Genomic DNA, 16672 nt, shown 5'->3' with positions numbered 1-16672 from the left:
AAAGCGACTGGGTCGATGCAGCCGGCGGACACACACGCGGAGCCCGGATCACGAGGCGGGCGCCGGGCGGCCCGGGCCGGGAACGGCGCGCCCACCGGCAGATGCTCGACCAGACCGACCCGTTGGATCGACCCGATCGCGCCCCGACCGCCAGGCGCCCGATCGGCGGCGGGCAAGATCTGAAGTATCGGTTGCCCACGGCTGCCGCCACGACCATGAGCACCCGAAACTCCGGATCATGGACGTGGCCACCACCGAACGGACCCAGCAGCAGCGCCGAACAGCCGTGATCACAAATCTGACTGTCGGACTAGGGTGCGGGCGTGCGTGGTGGCCGTGGTTGGGCGAGGGGCGGGTCGTCGTGAGGGCTGTCGTCTACGACCGCTACGGCCCGCCCTCGGTGCTGCGCGTCGAGGAGGTGCCGGTGCCGTCGCCTGCGCGGGGTCAGCTGCTGGTCCGGGTCGCCGCGACGTCCGTGAACCTGTCGGACTGGGAGACCTTGCGGGGGAGTCCGCTCTACTCCCGGATCGGCGGCCTGCGGAAGCCGGCGCGGCCGGTACTCGGCTCTGACATTGCCGGGTGGGTCGAGGCGGTGGGGCCGGAGGTCACCGGCTTCGCCGTCGGCGACGAGGTGTACGGCGACAACTTGTGGCTCAAGGGTGGCTTCGCGGAGTACGCCGTCGCGCCCGCCTCTGCGCTGGCGCACAAGCCCGACGCGCTGTCCTTCGCCGAGGCCTCGACGATCCCGCAGGCCGGCCCGATCGCGTGGCAGGGCACGGCGACCGCGGGGCCGGGCCGGCGGGTGTTGATCAATGGGGCAGGCGGCGGGTCGGGCTCGTTCGCGATCCAGCTCGCCAAGAGGGCCGGCGCCCACGTCACCGCGGTCGACAACAGCGACAAGTTGGATTTCATGCGCTCGGTAGGCGCCGACGAGGTCCTCGACTACCGCACTCAGGACTTCACCCGGGGCGAGCCTCAGGATCTGGTGCTCGACCTGGTTGCCCACCGCTCGGTCTTCGCGTACCGCCGTGCCCTTGCCCGCGGGGGCCGCTACCTCTGCGTCGGTGGTACGACGCGCGCCCTGCTCCGCGTGCTGACCGTGGGCGCCGCGCTCGGGCTGTCGACCGGTCGACGGCTCGGTGTGCTCGTGGTGAGGACCGGGCCCGAGTACTTCGAGCCGTTCGCTGAGCGGTGCGTGGCCGGCGAGGTCCGGATCCACGTCGATCGCACGTTCCCGCTCGACGAGGTGCCGCAGGCCCTTGCCCACGTCGGCGAGGGCCGTTCGCTCGGCAAAGTGGTCGTCGAGGTTGCCTGATCTCCGTCGCGGGCCAGAGGTGGCCAGGCGAGGCGAGGTCGCCCACCGGGCCGGGGCACACGGCGTCAGCTCGTCGGTGCCCGAGCGGTCACCGGCGCGCGTCCATCCGTTCCAGCTCCGGGACGACCTGTTCCAGCGCGTAGGGGATGCTCAGCACGGTGTTGAAGGTGATCGCGGCGCCCGGGAACGGCGGCGTCGTGTAGTCGAAGTAGCCCACCCGTCCGGAGCGGACGACGTCGAGCCGGTTGTAGATCGGGTCGTCGCGCAGGACCTGCATCGTGTCCGGATCCGAGGTCCACGCCAGCCGGTCGACGTCGAGTAGCTCGAACTCCTCGGCGCTGACCGTGGCCACGTTGTCCTGCACCCGCGGGCCCAGCCACGGCGGCTGGGTCTGGAAGCCGAGGTCGGCGAAGAACCGGGACTTGGGGTCCTGGGGGGAGAACACCTGGTAGGTGCCGCCCTCCGCGGTGGCCATCACCAGCATGGTCAGCTGCACCCACTGCGGGTGGGCGGCGCGGACCGCGGCGAACCTCCGCTCCACGTCGGCCACCAGGTCCCTGGCCTGCTGCTCGCGACCCAGCGCCCGCCCGGCCGTCAGGGTCATGTCCTGCCACGGGGCGCCGAACGCGTCGTACTGCGCCGAGTGCGCCACGGTCGGCGCGATCTTCGACAGGGTGTCGTACTCCGACTGGTCGAGCCCCTCGTAGAGGGCCAGGATCAGGTCCGGCCGCAGCGCGGCCACCTTCTCGAAGTTGATCTCTCCGGAGTTCGAGACGATCTCCGGGCTGGGACCGCTCGCGGCCCCGGTCGCCCACGGGAAGATCGCACCGGGTTGCTCGTTGAACCACTCGGTCGTGCCGACCGGCTGCACGCCCAGCGCAAGCACGGGGTCCTGGTCGCTCCAGCCGACGGTCACCACCCGCTGTGGCGGCGCGGGGATGGTGGTGGATCCGAGGGCGTGGTCGATGGTGACCGGCATCCCGGGAGCGGCCTGCTGCGGGGCCGGCGCCTGCGAACTCCCGGGTGATGCCGCGGGCGCACCACAAGCGGTGACGGTCACGGCCAGCGCGGCGGCGACGGCGAGCAGGCACCGGCGGCGCAGGGGATGGGACATGAGGGAAGGCTAACCTGAACAGGCGGCGGGCAGGTGAAGATCCCTCGGTTGCTCGGAGAGTCCGGAAGATGGCCTGCTCAGCTCGCGGCCCTATGGGCGCTCCCGCCAGAACCCCCGTTTCGCCAGCTCCTCGACGGCGTGCTCGCCGATGGCCGCGAAGTGTTGCTCGATCAACTGTCGCGCCACGATCGGATCTCGACGAAGCAACGCGTCCGCGATCTGTCGGTGTTCTTCGCGAGCGCGGGCGATCCAGGCCGGGTTGTCGTAGAAGAAGCCCGAGTACAGGCTCGGGGCCAGTGCGCGCAGCATCGCCCGTAGTCGTGCGGTCATTCCGAGACGGTTGATCTTGCGGTGCAGATCCTCGTTGAGGTGCTCGAGCTCTGCCCGATCCTCGCTCACGTCCATCTCGTGCACGATCGCCGCGATCGCCTCGAGGTCGTCGTCGGTGGCGTTCGTCGCGGCGCGCTCGGCCGCAATACCTGAGGCGAATCCGTACATCCGGCAGGCGTCGCGGACGTCGTCGGGCGTCAGCTGCTCGACGACGGCGCCCCTGCGGGCGATGAGGCGGACGAGCCCCTCGCTCGCCAACTGGATGAGGGCTTCTCGCACCGGCAGCCGGCTGACGTCGAGCTCGGCCGCGATGGCGTCCTGGTCGATGCGCTGTCCGGGCCGGAGGACGCCGTCGGCGATCTGCAGCCGGATGTGTGCTTCAGCCAGGTCGTTCAGCTTCTTCCGAGGCGCTCGCAACGCCGACCTCCTCGCACACGGGCCCTTGACACCGCCAAGGCGGAGTCCGCATGCTAGCAGCCAGATTTTTGATTTTGTATCAAGAATCAAGTGCCTCGCCGAGGAGGGAACGTGCGTCGTCACGCCAGCGGGAGATCAGCAACGCGCGGCGGGCGACCCGCGTGGCTCGACGCCTTGCTGCAGCCTCGACGGGTGGCGGTCGTGGGGGCCTCCACGGATCCCAGGAAGATCTCGGGGCGCCCCGTGTCCTATCTGGGCCGGTACGGGTTCCGGGGGATCATCCCCGTCAATCCCCATGCCTCGACGGTGCAGGGGAATCGAGCCGTCCCTCGTATCGACGCGATCGACGGTCCGGTGGATGTCGCGGTGATCGGCCTCCCGGCGGGCCAGACCGTGCAGGCGATCGAGGAGCTCGCGGACCTGGGGTGCACGGCGGCCATCGTGCTGTCGTCGGGGTGGGCCGAGGTGGGCGGCGACGGGCCGGCCCTGCAACGGCGGCTCGTCGACATCTCGGTGGCCACCGGGATCCGGGTGCTCGGACCGAACTGTCTCGGCGCTGTTTCGGTCGCACGTCGGATTCCGCTGACCTTCACCTCAGCGCTCGACGAGATCGACCTCGTGCCTGGGCGCATCGCCTTGGTGTCCCAGTCCGGGGCCGTGGCCAGCTTCCTGTTCAGCGCCGCACAGCGAGGCGGCATCGGTGTCCATTCCATGTTCAGCACCGGCAACGAGGCGGATCTCTCCACGGCGGAGGTGGTGGGCGCGCTTGCCATGGACCCCGACGTCTCGGTGATCGCCGGCTACGTCGAGGGTGCGCGCGACCCGATCGCCCTCGCGGCGGCCCTGTCCGCCGCCCGGGAGACCGGCACGGCGGTCGTCCTCCTGCCGGGTGGGCTGACCCCGCCCGGCAGCCGAGCCGCGAGCGCACACACCGGCCTCCCACCGATCGCCGGGGAACTGGCGGAGATCGTGGAGCGCAGCGGCGCCCACGCCGTGAGCGGGATGCAGAGCCTGCTGGACACGGCTACGGCACTGGCGGCGCGGCGACCGGCGGGGGGCCGCGTCGCCATCGTGACGATCTCCGGCGGTGCCGGCGCGGTCACCGCCGACGAGGCCGTACGCGCAGGCCTCGACGTGCCGCCGCTCGACCCGACCACCCGCGGACGTCTCGCGGGCGTCGTCCCGGCGTTCGGGAGTGTCGGCAACCCGGTCGACATCACCGGTGCCGCCGTGGCCGATCCTCGCCTGCTCGGCCGGGTCCTGGACGTCTTGTCGCAGGCCCGCTCGTTCGACGCGGTGATGGTGATGCTGGGCAACGTCACCGACGGGGAGGACGAACTCGTCGACGCGCTGGCCCGATTCCGCCATGCGAGCGAGCTCGCCATGGCCGTCGCGTGGGTCGGCGGGTCCGGACGACCCCGGGCCGCCCTGAACCGGGTGGCGATCCCGACCTATGACGACCCCGGGCGGGCGGTCCGCGCCCTCGCCACCGCACTCGCGTCCGGCACCGGAGTCCCGGAAAACAGGGCCACTGAAGCGGAGGAAGTCGCATCATGACCGCGATCCAGCACCTCGCCGAGGTGGATCACGCCCTGCTGTCCGTCGACCGCGTCACCAAGCAGTTCCCCGGTGAGCGAGGGCCGGTCGTCGCCCTGGAGCCCGCCTCGTTCTCCGTGCGCGAGGGAGAGTTCGTCGCTCTGGTCGGACCGAGCGGCTGCGGGAAGACAACCCTCCTGCGGATGTGCGCCGGGCTGCTCGGACCCTCGGCCGGAGCCATCACCTACCGCGACACCGGCCGACCGATCTCGCCGGGCACGTACGGGATCGTCTTCCAGCAGCCGGCACTGCTCGAGTGGCGGACCGTCGAGAAGAACCTCCTCCTGCCCGCGCAGATCCTCGGCCTGGATCTCGATGCGGCCCGGCGACGGATCGCCGAACTGCTCGACCGGGTGCACCTCACCGAGGCGGCCGACCGGCTGCCTGCTCAGCTGTCCGGCGGCATGCAGCAGCGCGCCGCGATTGCCCGGGCCCTGGTCCACGACCCGGACGTCCTGTTCATGGACGAACCCTTCGGCGCGCTGGACGCGTTCACCCGCGAGGCCCTCAACGACGATCTCGCGCAACTGCACCTCGAGATGGGCAAGACCGTCCTGTTCGTCACCCACGACATCGACGAGGCCGTCTACCTGTCCGACCGGATCGTGGTCATGGCGTCCCGACCCGGGCGTCTCGTCGACATCCGGGACATCGGCCTGCCGCGGCCCCGGGACCGGGAATCTGTCCCGTTCCGCGCCGAGGTGGGGGCCATCCGACGGATCCTCGCGGGCCAGTCCGTCCAGGAGGAGACCCATGACTGACACGGCCGCCCCTGCTACCACCACCAAGGCCGTCGCCGCATCCGCACGACGCCGTCGCAGGACTCCGGATCTCGCCTGGACCACGGCCATCGGCGTGGTCGTCCTGTCCTATCTGCAGTGGGGTCCGCGCCCGGAGGCCATGTCGACCCGCGTCGTGCCGGACCCGGCCAGCGTCGCCGTTGCCCTCGCGGACGCCGTGAGCGACGGCGCCCTGTGGCCGCACCTCTGGTCCACCATCGTCGCAACGCTCGGCGGCTTCCTCGTGGCCACCGTGGCCGCGGTCCTTCTTGCCGCTGTGCTCGTCGCGCTGCCCCGACTGGAACGGATCCTGACGCCGTACATCGTCGGCTTCCAGAGCCTGCCGAAGATCGCCGTCGCGCCTTTGGTGATTCTCTGGCTCGGGTTCGGGAACACTTCCAAGATCGCGGTAGTGGCGTTCCTGGCCTTCTTTCCGATCTTCGTCAACTGCCTGCAGGGTTTCCGCATCCGGGATCGTGTTCGATACGAGCTCTTCCTGTCGCTGGGCGCGACGCCTCTCGAGCTCCTGCGATATCTGCGTATCCCGGCGGCCATGCCGTTCGTCTTCGCCGGGCTCGACGTCGGTCTTGTCTTCGCCCTCGTCGGTTCGGTGGTCGCGGAGTTCGTCGGCACGCGCAACGGGCTCGGCGTGTTCCTGCTGCAGCAGAAGGCGGCGTTCAACGTGCCCGGTGTCTTCGCCGCGCTGCTGGTTCTCGCCATCGTGGGTCTCACGCTGCACTTCCTGATGCGAGCGATCGAGCGCTCGACCACGGCGTGGGCCGCCGAGGTGACCACCCCGACATCAATGTGATCGCAAAGGAGCGGCCGAATGAGAAGCCCAACCGTCTTGCGAAAGCTCGTCCTCGTGCTCGCGACCCTCGGACTGGTCGCCACCGGATGCGGGAGCGGTGACGACTCGGCGTCGTCGCTCACGGTCGGGGTGGTCGGGCCGACGATGCAGATGAGCTTCGCCCCGTACACGTCCGTGCCCGTGGACCGCGGCTTCTTCGCCGAGGAGGGGCTCGAGGTCGAGATGGTCAACCTCCCGGGCAGCGCCGAGGCCGTCGACGCCGTGCTCGCCGGGCAGCTCGACGTGGCCCTGATCCTGTCGCCCTCGGTGCTCAAGGCCATCGAGACCGGATCGGACGTCCAGGTCTTCTACAACCACATCACGCGCAACTTCGCCGTTCCGCACGTCCCCGAGGACTCGCCCATCCGGTCCGTCAGCGACATGCAGGGCAAGACCGTCGGGGTGGTGAGCCCAGGCGCGGGCAGCATTCCGCAGATCAAGTCCCTGGTCGGGCGCGAGGGCGGCGATCCCGGCACGATCGAGTTCCTTCCCGTCGGCTCGGGGCCCGATGTGGCGGAGCTGGCCCGCAAGGGCGACATCGATGTGGTCGGCCTGTGGGATTCGGTGTTCGCCTCGATCGAAGGCCATGGCATGCCGCTGCGACCGGTGTCGACGCCGTGGTTCGACGAGCTCGGGTTCCAGGGCGTCTTCGTCGCCTCCCGGCAGTCCCTCGAGACCAGCCCAGATGCGTTCGCGCGCTTCGGCCGCGCCGTCGCCAAGTCCACCGTCTTCACGCAGACGAACCCGGACGCCGCCGTCACCTCGCACTGGAAGGTCTATCCCGACACCAAGCCGGCGGGCATGGAGGACACCGCGGCCAGGGCCGTCGGTCGGGCCGCCCTCGACTCCCGTCTGGAAGTTCTGACGGAGCCCGCGGGTGGCTGGGGCTCCGCGTCGCCGGACGAGATCGACGGGCTGCAGCAGGTGCTCGTCGAAGGCGGCTTCCTCGCCGCGGTGCTGCCGGCCAACCGCGTCTGGACCGACGCGCTCGTACCCGAGTTCAACAAGTTCGACGAGGCGGCGGTGGTCGACGCCGCGAAGAACACCGCGCCGTGACCGAACCGCTGAACCCGACGGGTGTCATCGCCCGGCTGGCAACACTTCGCCCCCACGCCGACGCAGTCGTGGACGACCACGGCCGCGTCGACCGGGCCGGTCTGCAGACCCGGGTCCGGCGGGCCGACGGATGGCTCGCCGAGCTCGGGATCGGGACGGGGGCGCGGTTCGGGCTGCAGCTCGGCAACCGCATCGACACCGTCGCGCTCCTCCTGGCGGCCTGGTCCCGCGACGCGACCCCTGTCAACATCAACCGGCGCTACCGGGCCTGCGAGGTGGCCGGCCTGGTCCGGAGCCATGACCTCGCCGCACTCGTCACGGAGCAGGACCGGCTCGAGGAGTTCGACGAGATCGTCGGCGACGGCCGCGGACTCGCCGGGCACGCGGCGGCCGGCGTCACCGTCGTCGCACCCATACGGGACCGTCCGGTGCCCGCGACGCGCGTCGAGTACGCGCTGCTCACCGGCGGGACGACCGGGGCGCCCCGCCTGGTGGCCTGGACGCTTCGCGACATCGTCCTCGCCGCGATGTATCCGCGCAGCCACCCCGACGTCAGCCCCGACCCCGACGTGCTGGTGCGACGCTCGGCGAGCGGCGGGGAGCGAACCCTCGTGGCCGCCCCGATGGATCACGCCTTCGGCCAGTGGGTCACGCTCGCGGTGCTGCTCGGCGGTGGAACCGCGGTTCTCGCCGACCGCAGGCCGCTCGATCCCGAGCACCTGCTCGCACTGGCCGAACGGGAGCGGTGCGACGCCATGAACGTCAGCGGTCAGGCCTTCGCCGGCAGGCTCGTCGAGGCGCTCGACGGCGGCGCCCCGGCACCCGCGCGGCTGCGGCAACTGATCACCGGCGGCGCCCCGACCCTCGACGCCACCAAACGTGCCCTGTGGCAGCACATGCCCGAACTCGAGATCGTCGAGGGCATCGGGTCGTCGGAGACCGGCACCCTCGGACGTGCCACGCAGCACGCGTCGTGCCCGGGCAGCCTCGCGCCACGATTCGTCCCGACCAGCGGAACGATGGTCGTCGAGGACGACCTCAGCGCGGCCGAACCCGGCCGGCTCGGACGCCTGGCCAGGGTCGGCCCGGTCTCGCTGGGCTACCTCGACGATCGACCGGACAACCGCTTCGCCGTCGTCGACGGGAGGCGGATGGCCGTCCTCGACGACGCCGCCGGCCTCGAGCCCGACGGCACGTTCCTGCTGCACGGGCGGCTCGACCGCGTGATCAACACGGGCGGCGAGAAGGTCCATCCCGACGAGGTCGAGACCGTGCTGGCGCGCCACCCAGAGGTCACCGACTGCGTCGTCGTCGGCGTGCCGGACGAGACGTTCGGGCAACGGGTCGTCGCCGTGGTGAAGCCGGCCGGACCCACCTTCGACGAGGAGACGGTCCGCCGGTTCGCCCGCAGCCGGCTCGCGGGCTACAAGGTGCCCGGACGCATGGTCGTCGTGGCCGGCATCCCACGCCTCGACTCCGGGAAAGTGGATCTCGCGGCGGCCCGGGCCATCGCCGACCGCGGTCGAGAAGAGCAGGCGCCGTGAAACTCGGACTGAACCTCGGGTACGCCGGCACCCGCCTCGCGGACATCACGCCGCTCGTGAACGAGGCCGATCGGCTCCACCTCGACTCCGTGTGGGTTGCCGAGTCGTACGGCTCGGACGCCGTCGCCGTACTCGGCTACCTGGCCGCGATCACGCGCCGCGTCGCGCTGGGCAGCGCCATCCTCCAGATACCCGCGCGCACCCCGGCCGCGACCGCGATGGCGGCGATGACGATCGATGCCCTGTCCGGCGGGCGCTGCCACCTCGGCCTGGGTGTCTCGGGGCCACAGGTCGTCGAGGGCTGGCACGGCGTGTCGTTCCGGGATCCGTTGGGACGTACCCGGGAATTCGTCGACATCGTGCGGCGGGCCATCCGGCGAGACGAGCCGGTCACCTACGACGGCGACTTCTACCAACTGCCACTGCGCGACGGTGCGGTCGGGGCAGGCAAACCGCTCCGGTCGATCCTCCACCCGATCCGCGACCAGATCCCGATCCACCTCGCCGCGCTGGGAGCGCGCAACGTGGAACTGTGCGCCGAGATCGCCGACGGCTGGATGCCCTTCCTCCACCCACCCCAGCGGGACCTCTACGCCGAACCCCTGCGCCGAGGGACCGCGAAGCGAGACCCGCGGCTGCGCCCGCTCGAGATCACCACCACCGTGCGGCTCGCCGTCGGCAATGACCTCGCCGCCTGCCGCGACCGCATCCGCCCCAACCTCGCGCTCTACATCGGCGGGATGGGTCCGCGGGAACGCAACTTCTACAACCAGGCGGTCCGCCGACTGGGCTTCGACGAGGAAGCGGATGCCATCCAGGACCGATACCTCGCGGGCGACAAGGCCGGCGCTGCAGCCGCAGTGCCCGATGCACTCGTCGACGAACTGGCGTTGGTCGGACCGCTCGAACGCATCCGGGACCGGCTCGCGGTCTTTGCCGAGTCCGGGGTCGATCGCCTCCTGATCGGCCTCGACGCCTCCCGCGGCGTCGACGAGTTGCTGCCCCACCTCGAGCCACTTGCCACGCTCACAGCTGACCTGTGACCGCGATCGGATCGCCCGGTCAACCTGCGCCGGAGCGTCCCGCCGGCGAGCTGGTCGTGTTCCAGGTCAGCGACGACACCGAGCGGAATCGAATGCTTGGCGGGCGCTGCCCGGCTGTCGCCGATCATGGATCTAGCGGCGCCGGGCCGCGAGCAAGAGCTCGATCGCCGTCGCGACGTCGGGGAAGCTCTCGACCGGCTCGGCGGTCACCCTGTCCCGCAGCACGGGCGCGTGGCCGTCGAGGTCGACGGTCAGCAGGTACAGGTCGCTGTCGCCCAACACGAGGTAGTCCTCCCGACCCGGCACCTCGCGCCACAGCGTGTTGGCCGCGACGAGACCCTGCCAGAACCCGCCCGGTCCGCGGTCGTCCGGGCTTTGCCAGCTGCCGTAGAGGACCAGCCCGTCCACGTCGACACCGTCCTCGCGGCGCAGCAGGTCGGCGTACGCGTCCGGCAGCGTCGCCCCGAACAGCGACCGCAACCGCTCCCCGACCGCCGCGATCGCGGCCTCGTCGGCGCCGGGCTGCACCGGCTCATCGATCGGCGGCACGCATACGACACTACGACCACCTCTCGGCCGGCCACCGTGGCGGGCCGACTCGAGTCCCGTCAGGTTCCGATTAGTTCCAGCCGGGTCGCCGGTCTTATCCCGTGAGAGACCGGCACGGAGCCGGTCGCCCCGCCACCGGAGGTCACCATGTCCGCCACCGTCACCGCCCCCACCGCCACCACCTCGTCCGTCCCCACGGTCGGAGCGCTCCTGCGCGACGGGGCCGGCGCCACCGTCCTCGCCGCGGTCGCCACCGCGGCCGTCGCCGCCGCCGGTCAGGCGGTCGGGTTCAGCCTCGACGTCGCAGGCCAGGCGATCCCGGTGTCCGGGTTCGCGACCCTCACCGTCATCTTCTCGGTCATCGGCCTGCTCATCGCCGTGGGCCTGCGCCGGTTCGCCCGGCGCCCGCGCACCACGTGGATCCGCACGACCGTGGCCCTCACCGTGCTCTCCCTGGTGCCGGACGTGCTCGCCGACGCCGCCACCAGCACCAAGGTCCTCCTGATGGTGACGCACCTGGTGGCCGCCGCGATCGTGATCCCGGCAGTGGCTCGCCGGCTGCGCGCCTGACCCCGCTGCGGGTGCACCCCAGCACGGAGGAGATCGGCGACGTGGGCCGCAGCGCCGCGATCAGCTGCTCGGTGGGACGGGCTACCGGTTGGGGCGGTGGGGGAGCTGCGCGTAGGCCAGCTGGTGCTCGCGGGCGTGCCGGCAAGCGCGTTCGACGTCGCCGTCGACCATGTCCTGCAGCAGCTGCTGGTGGTCTTCGGCCACAGTGGCGAGATCGGGTTCGAGAACCATCAGGGCGATGGACGTCCGGGCCTCGATCTGCAGCGCCTCCCAGGCCCGGATGAGCAGGCGGTTCTCGCTCGCTTCGACGACCAGCCGGTGGAAGGTGCTGCTCGAGGTGCCCATGAGCGCGACGTCTCCGGTCTCCGCGCTCCGGCGCATCTCCGCGACGGCCTTCTCCATCACGGAGCGGGGGACGGCGCCGCGCAGCATGCACAGCCGGGTGGCCGCCTCCTCCAGAGCGGCCCGGACCACGTAGGCCTCGCGGAGGGTCTGCTCGGCGAACGGGACCACGGTGCTGCCCATCCTCGGGCGGCTCTCGATGAGCCCGAGAGCCTCGAGGTCGCGCAATGCCTCGCGAACGGGCGCCTGGCTCGTCCCGAACTCGGTCGCGATCCTCGTCTCCACCAGCCGTTCGCCGGCCGCGTATTCGCCGGACGTGATGCGCTCGAGCAGCCCGTCCCGGATCAGGCTGCTGAACGTCGGGCGGGACACCCGTGGAGCGGCGGGCCGCCTCTCGTGGTCCGTCATGCGGCAATCCTCCCCGTCCTCGCCGTACCCCGCCCGGCACTCCTTGACCGGGGGAGGGCGACGCTCCTAGGCTCATTATCGATATCGATAATCAGCGACGATGCTGGGGGCTCGACGAGATGCTGACCGCGATGTTGGTACCGGAGAGCCTCGGCGCGGCGCAGGCCGCACTGGCGGACGGGGCACGTCCCCTCGCCGGCGGCACGTACCTGATGCCCCGGCTGAACGACCGCGCCACACCGCCGACGCGCCTGGTCAGCCTGCGTCGCGCCGGCCTCGACGGGATCGCGGTGAGCGACGGTGCGGTGAGCATCGGAGCCACGACCACGTTCGCGCGGATCGAGGACGACGCGCGCCTCGCCGTCCTGCACCCGTGCGTGCGCTCCATCGCGGCCCGCCCGGTGCGGAGCCTGGCCACGGTGGCCGGAAACCTCTTTGTTCGCCAGCCCTACGGGGATCTGGCGGTGGCCCTGCTCGCTCTCGACGCCGTCGTCGAGATCCAGGGAGCCGCGGGGCCGCGCACCCTGCCCCTCGAACGCATGCTCCCGATCGGCGTGGCGGAGAACGAGCTGGTCACGGGCGTCCGGTTCGACATCCCGGTGGCCTTCCGCTACCACAAGGCCGGCCGGCGGCGGTTCAACTCCGCCAGCATCGTCACCGTCGCGGCAGCGCTCACCATGGCTGACGGCGTGGTGCGTGACGTGCGCATCGCGCTCGGCGGGCTCGCGCCGCGGCCGCTGAGGTGCGAGCCGGCCGAACGGGCGCTCGTCGGCCGCCCACTCGACGAGGCGAGCGTGCGCGCCGCCGCCGCCGAGGCGGACCCGCTGATCGAGCCCTTCGACGACGCCTACGCCTCTGCCTGGTACCGCCGTCGCGTCTTCCCCGTCCACCTGCGCCGGGCGCTGCTCGGCCACTGATCGAGAGGAGCGTGTGGTGCCATCCCAGATCGTCACCCTCACGGTCAACGGCTCGCCACGGGAGCTGATCGCCCGTCCGTCCACCACGCTGCTCCGTGCCCTGCGGGAGAACCTCGGCCTGACCGGCACCAAGCGCGGATGTTCGCAAGGCGCCTGCGGCACCTGCACCGTGCTCCTCGACGGCGAACCCGTCGTGTCGTGCCTCGTCCCCGTCGTGACGGTGGACGGCGCCGAGGTCACCACCGTCGAGGGCCTCGCCGGCGCCGACGGCGGGCTCAGCCCGTTGCAGCAGGCGTTCCTCGACAACTTCGCCCAGCAGTGCGGCTTCTGCACCCCCGGCATGCTGATGTCCTCGTGCGCGCTCCTGCGCCGCACCCCGACGCCCACGCGCGACGAGGTCTGCGAGGGGCTCTCGGGCAACGTCTGTCGCTGCACCGGCTACGAGCCGATCGTGGCCGCCGTCCTGGATGCCGCCGACCGCACCCGCGAAGTAGCGACGCAACCCAGCGCGGAGGTCGGCAGCTGATGGTCCGCGTCAACCCGATCGACCACGACTACTTCCCGCACGAGCGACGCGGCTCCTTCAGCGTCATCGGCTCCACCGTCCAGCGCGCGGACGCGCACGGTCACGTCACCGGGCGCACGCAGTTCTTCGAGGACACCGCGCCGCGTGGGCTGCTCCACCTCAAGGTGCACCGGTCCACCCGCCACCACGCCCGGATCGACCGGGTGGACGTCACCGCGGCCCGGCAGGTGCCGGGGGTCGTCGCCGTCCTCACCCACGAGGACGTGCCGAACAACTGGTACACCGTGCTGCGGCTGATCGGGATCGAGCCGAACGACGAGCCGGTGCTGGCCGAGGACCGGGTGCTCTACCGGGGAGAGCCGATCGTCGCCGTCGTCGCCGAGACCGAGGAGGCCGCATGGGATGCAGCTGGCCGGGTGGTCGTCGACTACACCGACCTCCCCGCCGTGCTCGACGTGGAGGAAGCGCTCGCCCCCGGCGCCCCGGTGATCAAGCAGTCGGGCACCAACTACTTCGTCTACGAAGGCCACCACTCCCGCCGGGTCCGGTTCGGCGACGTCGAGGCCGGGTTCGCCGCCGCCGACCACGTCTTCTCCTGGACGTACGGCTCCGCCCCGATCGAGCACGCCCCCACGGAGACGACGGGCTGCATCGTCGTCCCGCAGGGCGACGGGAGGCTGCGCATCCACAGCAACACGCAGGCGGCCTTCTTCACCCTCGACAACACCGCGCTGATCATCGATCGCCCGTTCGCCGACCTGCAGGTCGTCGGCGGCACCGTCGGCGGCGGGTTCGGAGGGAAGGTCGACGTGATGGTCGAGCCGCTGGCCTGCATCGCCGCGTCGGTCGCCAACCGGCCGGTCCAGTACAGCTACAGCCGCGAGGAGGAGATGCAGGTCTCCTCGCCCCGCGCCGCGGAGCGGATCGTCATCACCGACGGGGTGCTGGACGACGGCAGCATCATCGCCCGCAAGATCGTCCTGTACGTCGACGCGGGTGCGTACTCCCGGCACAGCCCCTACGGCACCACCAAGGCCGCCGCCCACTTCCCGGGGCCCTACACGATCCCCAACGTCCACATCGACGCCCACTGCGTGTACACCAACCGGACGCCGTCCAGCGCGATGCGCGGGTTCGGCGTCACGATCGGGGACTTCGCGCTGGAGTCGCAGATGGACCGGATCGCGCGCGAGCTCGGCATGGACCCGCTGGAGCTGCGGCTGAAGAACGCCTACCGCGACGGCGACGTCAAGGCCCACCGCAAGGTCGCGTCGGGTACCGGTCTCATCGAGGTCATCCAGCGGGCCGCCGACCTCGTCGGTCACGAGCTGGCAGCGGAGTACCGCCGGTTGACGTCGACCACACCCAGGGAGGACTGATGGCACTCCGTCGCGGCCGGGGCTACGCCGCGGTCAACTACCCGACCGGGATGAACCTGGGTGGCGACCCGTCCCAGGCACTGGTGCACGCCACCACGACGGGGGCGTTCGTCGTCACGCTCTCGTCGGTGGATCTCGGGCAGGGTCTGCGGACCGTGGTGGCCCAGTGCGCGGCCGAGATCCTCGGCATCCCGTTCGAGTCGGTGATCGTCGACACCGCGGACACCGACACCGGGCCGCACTGCATGGGGACCTTCGCCAGCCGCGGCACCCACCGCGTGGGCAACGCGGTGATCATGGCGGCCCGCGAGGCGCGGGAGGTGATGCTGCAGGTCGCCGCCGACATGATGGAGGTGGACGCGGCCGACCTCGAGACCGACGGCACCGGCCACGTCGCGGTCAGGGGAGCGCCGTCGAAGCGCATCCACATCAGCGACGTCGCGGGCGCGGCGCACTTCACGCAGGGGAGGAGCATCTCCGGTCGCGGGATGTTCCTCAAGGAACGCAGCTTCCCGGACCCCGAGACCGGAGCGATGGATCCCGACTCCTGCCAGGCGCACGCGTGCACCGTGGCCGACGTGGAGGTCGACGACGAGACCGGCGTCGTCGAGGTGCTGAGCCTGCACAACACCTACGAGATCGGCCGCGCGCTCAACCCGGCGCTGGTGAACCAGCAGGTGGAGGGCGGGGCCTGGATGGGCGTCTCGCACGCGCTGTTCGAGTCGACCGAGCCGTACTACCCGCACTCCCGCGAGCACGGGCCGATCGACTACAGCCAGTACCTGATGCCGGGGCCAGCGGACACCCCGGCGCAGACGAGCGTGGTGCTGGAGCGACCGGCGGACAACGGCCCCTTCGGTGCCAAGGGCATCGGTGAGATGACCGCGAACGCCCCGATCCCGGCCATCGCCAACGCCATCTTCGACGCCGTGGGCGTCCGGTTGACCACGATGCCGTTCACCCCCGAGCGGGTCCTGCGCGGCCTGGACGAGCTCGCACATCGGGGCGCGGGCCGATGACTGGGCGCTACGCAGGCCCCGTCGTGGACTGCCACCACCACGTCTGGCGACCGCGCGACCTGCCATGGCTCGCCGAGGGGAACGTGCCCCGGATCTTCGGCCCGCACGAACCCATCCGACGCGACTACCTCATCGACGAGTACGTGCAGGACGCGAAGAGCGTCGGAATCGTCGAGTCGGTGTACGTGCAGACCAACTGGCCGATGGACCGCGCCGTGGACGAGGTGCGGTGGCTCGCCGAGGTCCACCGCGAGTCGGGGTGGCCGTCTGCCGTGGTCGGGTCGGCGGACCTGTTCAGCCCGGACGCGATGTCGGTGCTGCGTGCACAGGCGGCCGTCTCCCCGCTGGTCCGGGGCACGCGGCTGCAGCTGCACTGGCACCCGCGGGAGGAGTTCCGCTTCGCGGCCGCGCCCGATGCCCTGCTCGACCCGGTGCTCGTGCGGAACGTCGGCCGGCTCGCCGAGCTCGGCTGGCTCTTCGAGCTGCAGGTCTTCGCCGACCAGATGCCGGCCGCCGCCGAGCTCGTGGCCGCGTGCCCCGACACGACGTTCGTGCTGGTGCACGCGGGCATGCTCGTCGACGCAGGCGACGAGGACGAGGTCGCCCGCTGGACGAGAGGCATGCGAGCGCTCGCCGCGCAGCCCAACGTGGTCGTCAAGCTGACCGGGCAGGGCACGTTCGTGCATCGCGTCGACCCCGGCCTGATCGGGTTCGTCGCGGAGCACGTGCTCGCGCTGTTCGGCCCGCGGCGGGCGATGTTCGGCAGCAACTTCCCCGTCGAGAAGCTCTGGACCGCGATGCCCCCGCTCGTCGACGCGTGGCGCGACGCCCTGTCCTCGAGGTCTGCAGAGGAACAGCAATGGATCTTCGCCGACAACGCCCGCCGCGTGTACGGCCTGTCTGCCTGAACCTGACCCA

17 protein-coding genes are annotated in these 16672 nt (G+C 71.2%); 13 read left to right on the top strand and 4 right to left on the bottom strand.

Annotated elements, in window-relative coordinates; genetic code table 11:
- Positions 1-361: 361 nt before the first annotated feature.
- On the top strand, positions 362-1315 hold the full coding sequence (locus K1T35_RS36545) for an NAD(P)-dependent alcohol dehydrogenase (protein ID WP_220256289.1): 954 nt from the start codon (positions 362-364) through the stop codon (positions 1313-1315).
- A gap of 88 nt (positions 1316-1403) precedes the next feature.
- On the opposite strand, the gene K1T35_RS36540 is transcribed toward K1T35_RS36545, so the two are convergent.
- Complete coding sequence (locus K1T35_RS36540) at positions 1404-2429, bottom strand: iron-siderophore ABC transporter substrate-binding protein (RefSeq protein ID WP_220256288.1); 1026 nt, start codon at positions 2427-2429, stop codon at positions 1404-1406.
- A gap of 90 nt (positions 2430-2519) precedes the next feature.
- Positions 2520-3299, bottom strand: a complete 780-nt coding sequence (locus K1T35_RS36535) for a GntR family transcriptional regulator (RefSeq protein WP_220256287.1) — start codon at positions 3297-3299, stop codon at positions 2520-2522.
- Between the two features lie 69 nt (positions 3300-3368).
- Here K1T35_RS36535 and K1T35_RS36530 point away from each other — a divergent pair, with 69 nt between their 5' ends.
- The 6 genes from K1T35_RS36530 to K1T35_RS36505 are packed head-to-tail and all read left to right on the top strand — an operon-like array spanning position 3369 to position 10044.
- Positions 3369-4733, top strand: coding sequence for a CoA-binding protein (locus K1T35_RS36530; RefSeq protein ID WP_220256286.1), 1365 nt, complete (start codon positions 3369-3371; stop codon positions 4731-4733).
- Positions 4730-5533, top strand: coding sequence for an ABC transporter ATP-binding protein (locus K1T35_RS36525; protein ID WP_220256285.1), 804 nt, complete (start codon positions 4730-4732; stop codon positions 5531-5533). Before K1T35_RS36530 ends, K1T35_RS36525 begins: the two co-directional genes overlap by 4 nt.
- Positions 5526-6362, top strand: a complete 837-nt coding sequence (locus tag K1T35_RS36520; protein ID WP_220256284.1) for an ABC transporter permease — start codon at positions 5526-5528, stop codon at positions 6360-6362. Before K1T35_RS36525 ends, K1T35_RS36520 begins: the two co-directional genes overlap by 8 nt.
- A gap of 18 nt (positions 6363-6380) precedes the next feature.
- Positions 6381-7457, top strand: a complete 1077-nt coding sequence (locus tag K1T35_RS36515; RefSeq protein ID WP_220256283.1) for an ABC transporter substrate-binding protein — start codon at positions 6381-6383, stop codon at positions 7455-7457.
- On the top strand, positions 7454-9001 hold the full coding sequence (locus tag K1T35_RS36510) for an AMP-binding protein (protein ID WP_220256282.1): 1548 nt from the start codon (positions 7454-7456) through the stop codon (positions 8999-9001). Before K1T35_RS36515 ends, K1T35_RS36510 begins: the two co-directional genes overlap by 4 nt.
- A complete protein-coding gene (locus K1T35_RS36505) occupies positions 8998-10044 on the top strand; it encodes an LLM class F420-dependent oxidoreductase (protein ID WP_220256281.1) in 1047 nt (348 codons plus the stop codon). The genes K1T35_RS36510 and K1T35_RS36505 overlap by 4 nt, the downstream gene beginning before the upstream one ends.
- A 132-nt stretch (positions 10045-10176) precedes the next feature.
- Here the strand turns inward: K1T35_RS36505 and K1T35_RS36500 are convergent, their stop codons facing one another.
- Positions 10177-10593, bottom strand: coding sequence for a YrhA family protein (locus K1T35_RS36500; protein ID WP_220256280.1), 417 nt, complete (start codon positions 10591-10593; stop codon positions 10177-10179).
- A 147-nt stretch (positions 10594-10740) separates the two neighbouring features.
- On the opposite strand from K1T35_RS36500, the gene K1T35_RS36495 reads away from it, so the two are divergent.
- Positions 10741-11163, top strand: coding sequence for a DUF6069 family protein (locus tag K1T35_RS36495; RefSeq protein ID WP_220256279.1), 423 nt, complete (start codon positions 10741-10743; stop codon positions 11161-11163).
- An 81-nt stretch (positions 11164-11244) separates the two neighbouring features.
- Here K1T35_RS36495 and K1T35_RS36490 read toward each other — a convergent pair whose 3' ends face one another.
- Entirely contained in the window at positions 11245-11913 is a 669-nt protein-coding gene (locus K1T35_RS36490; protein WP_220256278.1) for a GntR family transcriptional regulator, read from the bottom strand.
- 131 nt (positions 11914-12044) lie between these two features.
- On the opposite strand from K1T35_RS36490, the gene K1T35_RS36485 reads away from it, so the two are divergent.
- Genes K1T35_RS36485 through K1T35_RS36465 form a run of 5 tightly spaced genes read left to right on the top strand, consistent with a single transcriptional unit; the run spans position 12045 to position 16662 of the window.
- Positions 12045-12830: a xanthine dehydrogenase family protein subunit M gene (locus tag K1T35_RS36485; protein ID WP_220256277.1), complete on the top strand. Its 786-nt coding sequence runs from the start codon at positions 12045-12047 to the stop codon at positions 12828-12830.
- A 16-nt stretch (positions 12831-12846) separates the two neighbouring features.
- Positions 12847-13356, top strand: coding sequence for a (2Fe-2S)-binding protein (locus K1T35_RS36480; protein WP_255621118.1), 510 nt, complete (start codon positions 12847-12849; stop codon positions 13354-13356).
- Positions 13356-14735, top strand: coding sequence for a xanthine dehydrogenase family protein molybdopterin-binding subunit (locus tag K1T35_RS36475; protein ID WP_220256276.1), 1380 nt, complete (start codon positions 13356-13358; stop codon positions 14733-14735). Before K1T35_RS36480 ends, K1T35_RS36475 begins: the two co-directional genes overlap by 1 nt.
- On the top strand, positions 14735-15754 hold the full coding sequence (locus K1T35_RS36470; protein ID WP_220256275.1) for a xanthine dehydrogenase family protein molybdopterin-binding subunit: 1020 nt from the start codon (positions 14735-14737) through the stop codon (positions 15752-15754). The genes K1T35_RS36475 and K1T35_RS36470 overlap by 1 nt, the downstream gene beginning before the upstream one ends.
- On the top strand, positions 15751-16662 hold the full coding sequence (locus tag K1T35_RS36465; RefSeq protein WP_220256274.1) for an amidohydrolase: 912 nt from the start codon (positions 15751-15753) through the stop codon (positions 16660-16662). The genes K1T35_RS36470 and K1T35_RS36465 overlap by 4 nt, the downstream gene beginning before the upstream one ends.
- The last annotated feature ends 10 nt before the right edge of the window (positions 16663-16672 follow it).

The organism is Pseudonocardia sp. DSM 110487, from assembly GCF_019468565.1.
GTDB lineage: Bacteria > Actinomycetota > Actinomycetes > Mycobacteriales > Pseudonocardiaceae > Pseudonocardia.
This window is presented reverse-complemented; position numbering and strand designations above follow the sequence as displayed.

Bases quoted from the DNA above. Each gene is read 5' to 3' on its own strand.
- K1T35_RS36540 (WP_220256288.1), bottom strand. From the start codon at position 2,429: ATGTCCCATCCCCTGCGCCGCCGGTGCCTGCTCGCCGTCGCCGCCGCG.
- K1T35_RS36525 (WP_220256285.1), top strand. From the start codon at position 4,730: ATGACCGCGATCCAGCACCTCGCCGAGGTGGATCACGCCCTGCTGTCC.
- K1T35_RS36520 (WP_220256284.1), top strand. From the start codon at position 5,526: ATGACTGACACGGCCGCCCCTGCTACCACCACCAAGGCCGTCGCCGCA.
- K1T35_RS36515 (WP_220256283.1), top strand. From the start codon at position 6,381: ATGAGAAGCCCAACCGTCTTGCGAAAGCTCGTCCTCGTGCTCGCGACC.
- K1T35_RS36495 (WP_220256279.1), top strand. From the start codon at position 10,741: ATGTCCGCCACCGTCACCGCCCCCACCGCCACCACCTCGTCCGTCCCC.
- K1T35_RS36490 (WP_220256278.1), bottom strand. From the start codon at position 11,913: ATGACGGACCACGAGAGGCGGCCCGCCGCTCCACGGGTGTCCCGCCCG.
- K1T35_RS36485 (WP_220256277.1), top strand. From the start codon at position 12,045: ATGTTGGTACCGGAGAGCCTCGGCGCGGCGCAGGCCGCACTGGCGGAC.
- K1T35_RS36475 (WP_220256276.1), top strand. From the start codon at position 13,356: ATGGTCCGCGTCAACCCGATCGACCACGACTACTTCCCGCACGAGCGA.
- K1T35_RS36470 (WP_220256275.1), top strand. From the start codon at position 14,735: ATGGCACTCCGTCGCGGCCGGGGCTACGCCGCGGTCAACTACCCGACC.
- K1T35_RS36465 (WP_220256274.1), top strand. From the start codon at position 15,751: ATGACTGGGCGCTACGCAGGCCCCGTCGTGGACTGCCACCACCACGTC.